We start from the raw sequence: 13,092 nt of genomic DNA, 5'->3' as shown, positions 1-13,092 counted from the left end.
TTATCTGCTGGAGCTACCTATGCCCCTGCTTCGCCGCCTTCGGGCTTCACCGTGACCTTTACGTGTGCCGTAACCTCGCGATGGAGTTTCACGGGAACGTGGAACTCGCCCAGGCTCTTAAGCGGATCATCCAGATGAACCTTGCGGCGATCGACCTTGAATCCCTTGCCTTCAAGAGCTGTTGCAATATCGGACGACGTAACCGAGCCGAACAGGTGATCCTTCTCCCCCGTTTTGCGCTCAAAGGTAAGCTGCACTTCGTTGAGTTGTTGAGCGAGCGCCTCGGCGCCGGTCTTTTCCTTGGCCGATTTGCGCACTGCAGCGGCCTTCATCTGATCGATCACTGCCTTATTCGCTTTGCTGGCCTCAATGGCGAGCTTGCGCGGCAGCAAAAAATTGCGGCCAAAACCTTCAGCGACCTTCACGATGTCGCCGCGGTGGCCAAGCTTTTCTACATCTTCTTTCAGAATGACTTCCATTGGATAACTCCAAGCTGCTGGCTGCTAGCTCCTAGCCGCTAGCCAAAGCGCAGCGCGATCTCACTAGAATTTGACCTCGATACTGGCACTCTTGCCGTATGCGCGAACAAGCCAGCAGCTAGTAGCTAGCAGCCAGCAGCTTCGTTTAGAACCTCGCTGCAAATGGCAGCAGCGCGATATTGCGCGCCTGCTTGATGGCGGCGCTCAGGCGACGCTGGTGTGGCGTGCAGACTCCGGTCAGACGGCGAGGAACGATCTTCCCCCGCTCGGCAACAAACCCGGAGAGCAGGCGCACGTCCTTGTAGTTGATGGAGTCGATCTTCTCCACGCAAAACTTGCAGACTTTCTTGCGGCGGAAAAATTTGCGTCCGCCCTCGCGCCCGCCTTGGCCTCCGGGGCCACCCCGGGAATCGCGACGCGGTCCGCGGTCCTGCCGGTCTTGTCCTCCGCCCGCGGTAGTTGGTGTGGGTGTATCTGACATGTTTCTCCTTAAAATAGCTGCTCGCTTCTAGCTGCTGCTTCTGGCTAGTTGCTGGTTCTTAGAGCTAGCGACTGGCCAGCAGCAAGCGCCAGTGGCCAGAAGCTTCTTACGCCGTTGCTGCCGGAGCCGCTGCTGCAGGTTCCGGCGCTGGCGCGGATTCCGCCGTCGAGCGCTTCACGCGCGTCGAGCGAAGCTGCTTGATCTTCTCCAGACGCTTCTGCTCTTCGTCGATGCGCACGCTAATGAACTTGATCACAGGCTCTGACACGCGCAAACGGCGCTCGATCTCGTGAATCGCCTTGCCGTCGGCATCAACCGTCAGCAGGATGTAGAAGCCATCCGCGAACTTGCGCACGACGTACGCGAGACGGCGCTTGCCCATGCGCTCCACGTTCTTCACAGTTGCGCCGGCATTGGTCGCCTGGGATTCGAGGTTCGAGATCAGCTTGTCGATCTCCTCCTCCTGCAGGTCAGGCCGGACAATAAACATCACTTCGTAGGTACGTTGTTGCATTCTCTTCCCTTCTTATGTGGCACAGCCGCCCTCGGCTGTGTTCTTCGGACGCTGGTTGAAGCGGTTCATCGCCGCTGCCAGGCCGTCCTTCAAAATCGCTTCTACTGCATCGGCAGCGCGCTCGATCAGTTCATCCACAACTTCCAACTGCGACTTCTTGAACTGTCCCAAAACGAACTTCGCGCCGTCGCGTACCGGATGATCCGGTTGGATCCCCAACCTCACCCGGATGAACTCGTCGGTACCGAGCGAGCCGACCACTGACTCGAGTCCGTTGTGGCCCGCCGTCCCACCGCGTTGACGAATCCGAATCGCACCGAACGGCAAATCCAATTCGTCGTAGACGACGATCAGATCGCTCGCCGGATTTACCTCAAGATCCTCAACCAGCTTTCTTACCGAAAGCCCGCTGAGGTTCATATAGGTCTCTGGCTTAGCCAGCAGGACTTCGTGTCCTGCAAGCCTCACCTTGCCTGTAGCCGCCTGGCATCGGCGGCTTGCGACATCAACCTTGCACCGCTCGGCGACGCGATCGATAGTCAGGAAGCCAAGATTGTGCGGCGTGAACTGGTACTCGATGCCGGGATTGCCCAGACCGACGACCAGCTTCACTCTTTCTTCTTGCCCTCAGCCTTCTTACCGCCTTCGGGCTTAGCCGCGGCCTCAGGAGCTGCACCTTCCTCGGTCTCCTGCTTGCCTTTCTTGATGACCTCGGGCTCAGCCGGAGCTGCTGCTACCTCGGCACCAGCCTCAGCCGGAGCTGCCTCAACCACTTCCTTCACCGACGTGATGTGCGCTACAGGCTGCGTCTCGTCAGTGATGAATTTGAGCTTGCCGCTATGAGGCAGATCGGAGACGCGGAATACCTGGCCGAACACCAGCGGGGTCACATCGACGTCGATATGGTCGGGAATGTCTGACGGCAGACACTCGATTTCCACTTCGCGCACGATCTGCTCGAGAATTCCGCCCTGCGTCTTCACACCTTCGGGCACGCCGGTCAATTGCACCGGCACCTTCACGCGAAGCGCCTTATCCATGGCGATACGCTTCAGATCGATATGGAGCAGGCTGCCCTTAATAGGCTCGTACTGCCAGTCGACGATCATCGCTTTGCTCTGCTCGCTGCCCACTTTCAGATCGAACACGGTGTTGTGACCGCTCTCAGAGTGGAGAATGCGGCTGATCTGCTTGGGATTCACAGTCACGGCGACCGACTCTTTCTTCGCGCCGTAGACTACAGCCGGGATATTTCCGCTGCGACGCACGCGGCGCGCAGCGTTCTTCGAGCGAGCCTCATCTGTGGGCCGCGGTTGTGCTTCTACTAGTTCCTGAGTTGCCATTCCTTTTCCTTAAAAGCATGTAAAGATGCAGCATGCTGCTTCTTTACTGCTGAGATCTCTAACTAAAGAGGCTGCTTACCGACGTCTCCTCATGAATGCTCTCGATCGCTCGTGCCAGGAGCCCAGCGATCGACTTAACCTTGATCTTCGGCTCGTTCTTCGCCGCTTCGCTTAGCGGGATCGTGTCCGTCACAATCACCTGCTCGATGCGGGAATGGTGAATGCGCTCCAACGCTTGGCCTGACAGCACCGGATGCGATGCGCACGCAAGCACGCGAATCGCTCCAGCCTCGAGCAACGCATCCGCAGTCTTCACCAGCGTGCCCGCTGTGTCGATGATGTCGTCGAGAATCAGCGCAGTGCGGCCCTTTACATCACCGATCACGTGCATCACTTCGGTCACATTCATGTCCGTGCGCCGCTTATCGACGATAGCCAGCGCCGCGTCCATCTTTTTGGCAAAGAAGCGCGCGCGCTCCACGCCGCCTGCATCTGGCGATACCACCGTCAGGTCGGGCAAGTTCAAATCCCTCACCGCCGAAACCAGTACCGGCGAGGCAAACAGGTGATCCACCGGAATATTGAAGAATCCCTGAATCTGCGGCGCGTGTAAATCAACCACCAGCGCCCGATGCGCACCAGCCGTGGTTAGCAAGTCCGCCACCAACTTCGCCGAAACAGCAACGCGAGGCTTGTCCTTGCGGTCCTGCCGCGAATATCCGTAATACGGGATCACCGGAGTGATCCTGCGCGCCGAAGCCCGCTTCAGCGCGTCGATCATCAAGAGCAACTCCATCAAGTGCTCATCCACCGGGAAGCACGTGGGCTGCACGACGAAAACATCGGCGCCGCGCACGTTCTCCAGCAACTGAAAGTAAACCTCACCGTCGGAGAAGCGCTGCAAGTGCGATTGTCCGCGCGGAATCTCGAGAAACCTGCAAATATCGTCTGCAAGCTTCTCGTTGGCCGAGCCGCAGAAGATCTTGAAACGGTCGTTATCGCGATGACGCTGCGGCTTGCGCTCGGTCTTCTGCGCCGGCGGCGTCTGCACGGTTGCTTGACCCTTCTGCTGCTGCTTGTCGACTGCGGTTGCGATCGTCGTCATAGTTGCGCTAAGCCTCGTGAAAGCTGGTTTTCTTTCATTTGCCCGGGACTAAGTGCTTCTGGAATTTCCTGATTAGAAAACTCCCCGCTGTCTTCTTACTTGGCTGGGCGGCTAGGATTCGAACCTAGACAAAGTGCTCCAAAGGCACTTGACCTACCATTAGTCGACCGCCCAAAGATCCTGTGCTGTTAGTTAAATTGTCTGTTGGGAGTTTCAGCGTTAACGGCTGATTACCATTGTCTCCCAGTATTGCTTTCTTGTCAGCGTGCTTGTTACGTGAGCGGCAGGACCCATCGCCTGCACACGTTCCGCAGCAGCTTCTGCCTTCTCCCTGGAATCAAAAAGGCCATAAACGGCCGATCCGGAGCCGGAAAGCGAAGCATAACGCGCTCCATCGCCGGCTTGGCCGTAGAGCACACGCTTGACGTCACGCAATTCGGGATGTTGAGGAAAGACGACGCGTTCGAAGTCGTTCTCTATCCCGGTACGGACAAGGTCGAGCAGCTGTGTCTCGGCCCGGTCCCCGCCATATGCGGGAACACCGGATACTGGAGTCTTATAACCGCCGCTCAGCCAGGAATACACAGAGCGGCTGAAAGATAAGATTTTAGCGGATTGTGGAGTGCTGGTCAAAGTAGCGGTGCGGCTTGAAGAAGCCGAAGACCGCGATTCGGCTTCCTCAGAGGATTCGCGTTCTGCAAGGGCGTCCCAATCGGCAAATGCTTTTGGAGTCGAGACGCCGATCTCAGGCGTGACTACGACGCAGGCCGCCGGCGGAAGTTCCTCCAGCGGAATCACCTGCTCGCCGCGTCCTTGCCCGTACACGGTTCCGCCCACCAGGAAGAGCGGCAGATCGGAGCCCACCTCTTCGCAGATGCGCAGCCGGTCTTCAGGATCGAGCGCCTTCCCCCACTCACGTTCCATGCCAAGTAAGGTAGCCACAGCATTAGAAGATGCCGCTCCAAGTCCGCCCTGCAAGGGAAGGTTCTTCTCGATCGTGATAACCACCTTGCCGCGCTGACCGATAGCCTTCATGAACCGATCTGCGACGCGGTAGCAGGTGTTGGACTCATCGGCTGGAACTTTCGGGTTCTTGCAGCGAATCTCGATGCCGGTGCCCCGCCCAATTTCGACTCTCATGATGTCATGCAGCGCAATCGTCTGGTAAACCGTGCGCAGCTCGTGAAAGCCATCGTCGCGACCAGAACCGATCGCGAGTCCGAGGTTGATTTTGGCGTAAGAACGAAGCGACGTCGGCATTGGACGATTGTAAAGGTACGGCAATCGAAGCCTACAGCATGCTGTGTCTACATTTTTTCAATCGTCTACCTGGCGCAAGTCATCTGGCGTGCGGGATTGTCAGCAAGCCGTTCTCAAACCTCGTTCAGGAGAAGACATGAAGCGCTATTTAGTTACGTTCATGCTCTGTGCAATTCCCTTATCGGCAAAAACCGTAAAACAAGATAAGGGCAAGAAACTACACGGAACTGGGACAGGTACGACCCAGCTAGTTCGCTACATCGATCCGCCAGGATTGGCTGTAAACCCGCGGTTTACTCAGCTAGTCGAGATCAACGGCGGGCGCACGATCCTGATCTCTGGGCAGGTCGCTGTCGACAAAGACGGCAAAACAGTTGGTAAGGGCGACATTCGCGCACAGTCGACTCAAGTTTTCGAGAATCTCAGGATCGCACTCAACGCGGTTGGTGCGACCTTCAACGATGTGGTCAAGTTGAATACGTTCATGGTGGACATGGCAGCAAACCTGACCGGCTACCGCGATGTTCGAACGCAATATCTGTCGAAGAACGAGCATCCGCCAGCCAGCACCACCGTTGGTGTCGCCGCGCTCGTGAATCCCGACTTTCTGCTGGAAGTAAGGCCGTGGTGGTGGTTCCTGGGGGTCGGCCGTAGTAGGAATCGGTGATCGGGTGAAGTGCCTCTGCCAGTCGGTAATCAGCGGCAAGAACTCTTGTATGGGCGACGCGGCACAGTCGGCAGAAAAGCGACGGCGGAATAGCCTGTTTTCACTTCACCTGATGACCCGATCACCCTATTCTTCCTTGGTTTTCCTCATACGGAACTTCGATCGTTTCTGTCTTCCAGGTGCCTGGCTGGGCGATTTTCAAAGGCAGTCGCGTGTGACTCTGGACTGCTTTCTTAAAGCCGTCAGCATCGGCATTAAAGCCGGCATGCGTGACCTTGCGGCCGTCGTTACTTCGAATCGTGAACTGTTTGTTGCCGGTGTTGTAGTGCAGGCTAGCCATGTCTTCCCAGCGGATCTTCTTCTCGCTCCCATACCACGCGCGCGATGACACGCCGTCCACGTCAATGGTCAGCACCGGGGGATACATAAACGGAACCATGGCAAGGAAGGCCACGAATAGAAATGGCACCCACCATTCATTCGGCTTGCGCAATGCGACGGCAGATCCAATTACAAGGCCTGTAAACACTATGCCGCACAGGACCGTCACAATCTGTATGGCGCGAGTGGGCCCGAATATTTTGCGGCCGGCTTCCTCTTTGGCCTTTCCGGTTCGTGACGATTTCCAGAGCCAGTTGAGAACCAGGGCTAGCAGAACGGCTGTCAAAACATGGCGTAAGGCGTCCATGCATCGCAGTATAGCGGCGCTGCTTGGCCGTTAGTGACGCAAGTATCTGACTCGTCAGGTAGTGTACGGTGGCCGATAAGCGATTCATGTTAAATGGAATGTGGACCGCTATTGGATGAGGTGAATAAATTCGAGCCATGAGTACAGACCGCGAAATCCTCGCCCGCATCTCCCGACAGTCTAACCACGCCGCTGGGTACAAGCAGCTTGTGCGTGAATTGGGACTGCGTGGTGGCGAGGAAAGGCGGCAACTGGATGAACGCCTGCAGAAGCTGGTCGATCGCGGGGAACTGGTTTTGATGGGACGCGATCGCTATGCTCTGCCGAAGGCCGCAGCCAAACACAACCTGGTGGCAGGCGAGCTCTCCGTTCATCGTGACGGCTACGGATTTGTACGCCCGCGAGATGCAGCGGTGCGCGACCGGATTGAAGGAGACATCTACGTCTCTCCGCGCGACATGAACGCCGCGATGCACGGCGACAATGTGCTGGTCGAAGTGGGTCCGGGACACGGAGACGGACGAACCGAGGGACGCATCGTCAAGATTGTGGGGCGTGCTCACCCGACTGTAGTCGGAATCTTCCATTACGGCGATCGCTACAACTACGTCCAGCCGATCGACGACAAGCTTACCGATCCTGTGATCATTCCCCGTGGCATGGAAGTCCCAAGCAGTGTAGAGAAGCCGCATGTTGCGTCTGTGCCAGAGCGCCCGACGACTCGTCATCGCGTGATTGGCAAAGAGGCGCGCCGGAAAGCGCCTGCCGATCTTGAAGGCATGGTTGTGGATGTCGAAATCGTTCAATGGCCTTCAGGCACGCAGAACGCACGCGGCAAAGTAATCGAGGTGCTTGGATACGAGGATGATTTCGGCGTCGATGTCGAGATCATGATTCGCAAGCACCACATCCCCCATGTATTTCCAGCGGAGGTCCTTGAGGAAGCCGAATCATTCACCGCGGTGCTACCTCACGACGAAGTAGCGCGTCGGCGCGATTTCCGCGAATTCCCGATCGTTACGATTGATGGCGAGACTGCGCGCGACTTTGACGATGCCGTTCTTGTGCGCAAGTTGCAAAATGGGAACTACCAGCTTCAAGTGCACATCGCAGACGTCGCCAATTATGTGACAGAACGCTCAGCAATCGATAGCGAAGCGCGGTTGCGTGGGACGTCTGTGTACTTCCCCGATCGCGCTGTTCCCATGCTGCCGCTGGAGCTTTCCACCGATCTCTGCAGCCTGCGTCCGAAAGTTGAGCGGCTGGTACTCTCCTGCGTCATGGAGATCGATCACGCCGGCGAGATCGTTGCTTACCAACTTCACGAAGGGGTGATTCGCTCCGCCGCCCGCATGACGTACAACGAGGTCCAGACGATTCTCGATGGCGACCAAAGCATGCGCCAGCAGTACGCTGCGCTGGCAGGTGAATTCGAGGGCATGGAAGTGCTCGCCAAAATCCTGAACCGCAAGCGCGTCAAGCGCGGCTCCATCGACTTCGACATGCCGGAACCGGTGATCGAATTTGACGAAGCCGGCCTGATGCAGGGCGTAGCACGCTCGGAACGAAAATTTTCCCATCGCATCATCGAAGAATTCATGTTAGCGGCCAACGAGTGTGTTGCCACTCATCTCGAGAGTCATAAGTTTGGGTCGATTTACCGCATCCACGAAGAGCCCGATGCAAAACGTGTGTACGACTTTGAGCTGCTCGCCGCGGCATTTGGATATTCGCTCGGCGTCGATCTGCCCGTCAGACGCTTCCAGACGCGTGGAGAGCGTCGGGAGCGGCACGGCAGCGGACGCAATCCACGGCAGCACGAAGTTCCTCAGGACATACACATCACCCCGCGCATGTACCAGAAGCTGACGCAGAAGATCGCAGGCAAGCCGGAAGAGCGCATTCTGTCTTACCTGATGCTGCGCTCGCTGAAGCAGGCGCGCTACTCAGAAGTGAACGAAGGACATTTTGCGCTGGCCGCTACGAGTTACACGCATTTCACCTCGCCGATTCGGCGTTATCCCGATTTGATCGTGCATCGGATCTTGAAGGCCGTCCTCAACAATGGATCGGCGGGTTCCCCTCAGCTTTCGAGCAGTGTGCATGGGGCACGAGCGACGAAGGCTGCGTCCGATCATCAACCTTTTCCGTGGTCAAAGCGCAGAGAGAAGAAGCAGAGTGAAGATGGCAAGAAGCACCTGACGGAAATCATTCCCCTGGATGAGCTCCACGATATCGCGGTCGACTCCAGTACAACGGAGCGACGTGCGGACGATGCAGAGAGAGAGTTGATCGAGTGGAAGAAGATCAAGTTCATGGAGGACAAAGTCGGCGAGGACTTCGTGGCCCTCATCGTGAGCGTGACCAAGTACGGCCTCTTCGTTGAACTTGACGATCTCTTCATCGAAGGACTGGTTCCAATCAGCTCATTAGCCGATGACCGCTACGCCTACCACGAGAACACGCGCCAGATTATCGGCGAGCGGTCCGGACACGCATACTCGATCGGCGATCGTGTTCGGGTGATCCTTGACCGCATCGATCGCGTCCAGCGCAAGCTGCAGTTCTCGATTCTGGAAGAGCAAAAGCCCGAGAGGCGAACACGAAGGGCACGAAGGTGACGGCAAAGCTCACGGAGCGGTGCTTGGTGACCTCTCCCTTCGCCTTCGTGACCTTCGTGTTCGCCTCGTCCGGTTCCTGTAAAATTGAATGTTCATAATCCTCCAAGGAGGACAGTAGAGCTGCATGGCACACATGGTGCGGTGTGTGAAGTATGGCCGGGAGATGGAAGGGCTCGAAGAGCGTCCTTTCGACAACGATCTCGGCCAGAAGATTTACGACAACGTGTCGAAGCAAGCCTGGGCGGAATGGGGTGAACATCAGAAGATGCTCATGAACGAATATCGCCTCCAGCCTTGGAAGAGAGAAGCACAGGAGTTTCTCGCGCAGCAACTACAGGCATACTTCTTCGGCGAAGGTTCGCAGTTGCCGCAGGAATACGTGCCGCCTTCACGATAAGCATTGGCAATCGCTCCCCCACCCGTAATAGAACTGCGCTCGCCGCAGGTTTCTCCGAACGCTTGGCCTAAGCTGCTTCGCCGCCACTGGCTGGCGTGGGCCGCCATCCTCCTGATATTCGCGTTCGTCTACCTGGGATCGCTCTCTTCTCCCGCGATCTTCGACGATGCGGACGCCACGCACGCCGAAGCCGCTCGCGAGATGGTTGCCAACAATGACTGGGTGACGCTGCATGTCGACGGCATCCGCTACCTCGAGAAACCGCTGCTCCCATATTGGCTCGTGGCGACCTGCTATCGCGTATTCGGAGTTTCAGAATGGGCAACCCGGCTGCCGACTGCAATCGCGATTCTGCTGTTGATGTTTCTTGCCGCCGATTGGGCGCGGCGTGCATTCGGGGCGCGCGCCAGTATCTACGCAGCGCTGTTCGTAGTCACGACGATTGGGTATTACCTTTTCTCGCGAATTCTCATTCCCGAAGCGCTACTCGCACTCACGATCGCCGGAGCGCTTTACTTTGCCGTGCTCGCGCTCGATCGTGGAAGAGCATCTCGGCTTTGGTATGCCTCCTATGCCTGTTTGGCTCTAGCCGTCCTGGCCAAGGGACTGGTAGCGATCATCTTCGTTGGCGGTACTCTGCTTGCATATTTGATCGTCACGGGTGAATGGAAGCGGTGGCGCGAATTCCACCTTGTTACGGGCACGCTTTTGTTCCTGCTGATCGCGGCTCCGTGGCACATTCTGGCTGGAGTGCGGAATTCGGGATTTTTCTGGTTCTACTTCGTCAACGAACACTTGTTGCGCTTTCTCGGCAAACGTTATCCGAAGGATTACAACAAGCTTCCCGCAATCGCGTATTGGACTCTGCACTTCGTGTGGCTCTTTCCCTGGAGTTTGTTCCTGGCGCGAGTCGTGGAGAACCTGCGCGAGCGCGCGAAGCAGCGAGTACCGTCAGCGTGGAGTTTCGCAGATCGCACGCGCATGATCTGCCTGGTTTGGTCGGGACTGATTCTGGTGTTCTTTGCGATCTCAACCAATCAGGAGTACTACACCTTTCCAGCTTATCTGCCGCTGCTTCTGCTTGCCGCGGACGCCCTAGCTTCCGATCGCCTTGGCAGTCGCTGGAGCAAAGTGGCTTATGCGGCTCTTACCATTATGGGAACCTCGGCTGGTATCGCATTGATTGCCGGCGTGTGGTCATCACGTCACCTGCCGGTTCCGTTGGATCTAGGGTCGGTGCTCGCGGACAGGCAGGTGGCCGACAACACTCTTGCGATGTCGAAGTTCTTCGATCTCACCGGCCCAGCGTTCGCTGGATTGCGCTTGCCTGCTCTGCTGGCCGCATTCGCGCTGCTGGTCGGACCCCTGGCAGCACTACTGTCCTATCGTCGCTCGCCGCGTGTTGCTGTATGGACGCTCGCCACTGCTTCGGCTGTGTTCTTGTTTGCCGCGCATATCGCGTTGGTGCGCTTTGGTCCGTTTATGTCGTCACGCATTCTCGCGGGCCAGGTGCAGCAGGTAATCCGCCCTGGCGATCAGGTGATGATTTATGGAGATCAAGCGTATGGATCGTCGCTGATCTTCTACCTGCAGCGCCAGGTAATGCTCGTAAACGGGCGAAGCACTTCGCTCCTGTGGGGTTCAAAGTATCCCGACGCTCCTCACATTTTTTTGGACGATGAGGATCTACTTCGCGCGTGGCAAGGTTCGCAGCGTGTCTTTCTATTTGTGCCTAAGGAACAACAGGCGCGAGCTAAGTCGGTTCTTGGCAAGGGAGCTTACTTATTTGCGCAGGTCTCGGGAAAAGAAATATTGAGCAATAGGCAATAGGCTGTCAGAAAATTGACACTGTCATCCTGAGGCCCGGTGTTGGCCGAAGGACCTCCCGGAATGCGTCAGACTTACTTGCTCTGTCCGGGCTCTTCGGCCCAGGATTCTCGCCGAAGAGCCGCGACACTGCACTCAAGTCCGAAGTACAGCGGGAGATTCTTCGGCCAACACCGGGCCTCAGAATGACAGTTGCTTATGTATTCGGTATCAGGTTTGGCGCTGTTTCTCTCTGAAGCCTATTCGCTGCCTGCAACCGCAGGTTTGGGAAGTTTGCCTGATTGTTCGTGTCGCAACATGAGCCCACCAGTAGATAATCGGTATTCCTCCCCGCGCCAATCAATCTTTGCGCTGAGATAGCTCCCGATCCACAAGAACGCTCCTAAAAGATCCCGCAACGGATACCGCCAGGCACGAGTTAGCGCCTTACGATCTCCGGCAACGAAATATCCCGCAGCGATCGACTGAATCACCCGATTTACGAACGCGGCGCCCAACAAACTCCAACCGAGCACGGTGTGTCCGCTAGCAAGGCCTGCGATGCATCCAAGCACGCCATACGGCATTGCATACGTCAGCACCGTTCCGAGATGACCTTTAGGACGCGAAAAACGAGTGCTTCGCATCCAGCGCACCTGATGACGCATCGAGGCCAGAAACGAATGATGGAAGACCATGTGATCGATGACATGGTGCGAGAGGACTACTTCTCTGCCCGAGTCAGCGACGCGGTTTCCGAGAATGTAATCGTCAGCACAGTAATCGGCCATGAACCCGAATCCGCCGAGCGCTTCCACGCATTCGCGGCGCACTACCATCGTCGGACCAAGCGCGAACTTCATGCCTTCGAGCATGTCCGCCACCACAACTCCCGAGGTCATCTCGACCGAATATCCGAATGCCTCGAGCTCCGTCCAGAAACCGCCTGCCGGCAAACCGCGATAGATGCACGTCGTCATTCCTACTTTGGGATCGGCGAAGGGTTTGATGATCTCGCGAAGATAATCCCGTGAAACGCGGACATCGCTGTCGCTGATTACGAGCAGGTCGTGAGCGGCTGCTTGCCACATCTTCTCGAGGGAAAAAAGTTTGGCATTGGTCCATGGCGGCTCCCCACAAGTGAGGATCCGAACCTTCACGTTGGGATACCTGTGTGCTAATCGCTGCGCCATCTGCAGCCCCGGGTCGTTCGATTGGCGCGCACAGAAGATGAGTTCGAAATCGGGAAAGTCCTGGCGAAAGAAACTCTCGAGATTCTCTTCGAGATTCGGCTCAAGTCCATGAACCGGCTTCAAAACACTGACCGGCGGAAAGTAAGCGCGGGCAGCGCGAAGTTGTCTGCGCATTCTCACAAAGCGCCACGAGCCGACTAAAGCCAGCACGAGAAATGCGGTCGAGGCTAGGGTTCCGAAGATGGCGATCGCCAGGAGTATGCGCAAAAACATATCGAGGTGAACTTTGATTTTACAGGCTGCGGTCGAACAGCTCCCCGGTCCAGGCACTGTCATCCCTTCTATAACCACGACGGCTCTGTCAAGGACGAAATAGGCAACACGAGTCCGCTGGCGTGGCGATGAACGTTGTTTGCCCCGGCCTTTCCCTTATTAGGAGGGGGTTGGTTTTGGTGTTGCCTTTGCCGCATGACCAAGTAGCTCGCTTTGCTTTGAATCAGAAGGGTGGAACACTTGCGGGCTGTTCCACCCACCATCG

At 56.9% G+C, this 13,092-nt stretch carries 13 protein-coding genes and 1 tRNA gene; 4 read left to right on the top strand and 10 right to left on the bottom strand.

The window, feature by feature from the left end:
* Positions 1-17 precede the first annotated feature (17 nt).
* The 8 genes from rplI to VNX88_15375 form a co-directional block, all read right to left on the bottom strand.
* Positions 18-479 carry a 50S ribosomal protein L9 gene (gene rplI, locus VNX88_15410; protein ID HWY70057.1) on the bottom strand — a complete coding sequence of 154 codons (462 nt, stop codon included), beginning with the start codon at positions 477-479 and terminating at the stop codon, positions 18-20.
* Between the two features lie 145 nt (positions 480-624).
* Entirely contained in the window at positions 625-960 is a 336-nt protein-coding gene (rpsR, locus tag VNX88_15405) for a 30S ribosomal protein S18 (protein ID HWY70056.1), read from the bottom strand.
* Between the two features lie 106 nt (positions 961-1,066).
* Positions 1,067-1,474: a 30S ribosomal protein S6 gene (gene rpsF / locus VNX88_15400; protein ID HWY70055.1), complete on the bottom strand. Its 408-nt coding sequence runs from the start codon at positions 1,472-1,474 to the stop codon at positions 1,067-1,069.
* 12 nt (positions 1,475-1,486) lie between these two features.
* Positions 1,487-2,086, bottom strand: coding sequence for an aminoacyl-tRNA hydrolase (pth, locus tag VNX88_15395; protein HWY70054.1), 600 nt, complete (start codon positions 2,084-2,086; stop codon positions 1,487-1,489).
* Positions 2,083-2,817 (bottom strand): 50S ribosomal protein L25, encoded by a 735-nt coding sequence (locus tag VNX88_15390; GenBank protein HWY70053.1) that lies wholly within the window; start codon positions 2,815-2,817, stop codon positions 2,083-2,085. The genes pth and VNX88_15390 overlap by 4 nt, the downstream gene beginning before the upstream one ends.
* Before the next feature lie 58 nt (positions 2,818-2,875).
* Positions 2,876-3,922, bottom strand: a complete 1,047-nt coding sequence (locus VNX88_15385; protein ID HWY70052.1) for a ribose-phosphate pyrophosphokinase — start codon at positions 3,920-3,922, stop codon at positions 2,876-2,878.
* Between the two features lie 100 nt (positions 3,923-4,022).
* Positions 4,023-4,096 (bottom strand) — tRNA-Gln (locus VNX88_15380).
* 45 nt (positions 4,097-4,141) lie between these two features.
* Complete coding sequence (locus tag VNX88_15375; protein HWY70051.1) at positions 4,142-5,182, bottom strand: hypothetical protein; 1,041 nt, start codon at positions 5,180-5,182, stop codon at positions 4,142-4,144.
* A gap of 136 nt (positions 5,183-5,318) precedes the next feature.
* On the opposite strand from VNX88_15375, the gene VNX88_15370 reads away from it, so the two are divergent.
* Entirely contained in the window at positions 5,319-5,849 is a 531-nt protein-coding gene (locus VNX88_15370; GenBank protein ID HWY70050.1) for a RidA family protein, read from the top strand.
* Between the two features lie 121 nt (positions 5,850-5,970).
* Here the strand turns inward: VNX88_15370 and VNX88_15365 are convergent, their stop codons facing one another.
* Positions 5,971-6,537: a PH domain-containing protein gene (locus VNX88_15365; GenBank protein HWY70049.1), complete on the bottom strand. Its 567-nt coding sequence runs from the start codon at positions 6,535-6,537 to the stop codon at positions 5,971-5,973.
* Positions 6,538-6,674: 137 nt separating this feature from the next.
* Here VNX88_15365 and VNX88_15360 point away from each other — a divergent pair, with 137 nt between their 5' ends.
* The 3 genes from VNX88_15360 (at position 6,675) to VNX88_15350 (ending at position 11,385) form a co-directional block, all read left to right on the top strand.
* Positions 6,675-9,158, top strand: a complete 2,484-nt coding sequence (locus tag VNX88_15360) for an RNB domain-containing ribonuclease (GenBank protein HWY70048.1) — start codon at positions 6,675-6,677, stop codon at positions 9,156-9,158.
* A gap of 124 nt (positions 9,159-9,282) precedes the next feature.
* Positions 9,283-9,555 (top strand): oxidative damage protection protein, encoded by a 273-nt coding sequence (locus VNX88_15355; GenBank protein HWY70047.1) that lies wholly within the window; start codon positions 9,283-9,285, stop codon positions 9,553-9,555.
* A gap of 3 nt (positions 9,556-9,558) precedes the next feature.
* A complete protein-coding gene (locus VNX88_15350) occupies positions 9,559-11,385 on the top strand; it encodes a glycosyltransferase family 39 protein (protein ID HWY70046.1) in 1,827 nt (608 codons plus the stop codon).
* A 236-nt stretch (positions 11,386-11,621) separates the two neighbouring features.
* Here the strand turns inward: VNX88_15350 and hpnI are convergent, their stop codons facing one another.
* Positions 11,622-12,827 (bottom strand): bacteriohopanetetrol glucosamine biosynthesis glycosyltransferase HpnI, encoded by a 1,206-nt coding sequence (gene hpnI / locus VNX88_15345; GenBank protein ID HWY70045.1) that lies wholly within the window; start codon positions 12,825-12,827, stop codon positions 11,622-11,624.
* Between the last annotated feature and the right edge of the window lie 265 nt (positions 12,828-13,092).

It is taken from the genome of Terriglobales bacterium, assembly GCA_035567895.1.
In the GTDB taxonomy this organism is placed as follows: Bacteria; Acidobacteriota; Terriglobia; order Terriglobales; family Acidobacteriaceae; genus Gp1-AA112.
The sequence above is the reverse complement of the archived record's forward strand: the minus strand, read 5'-3'. Positions and strand labels throughout refer to the sequence as shown.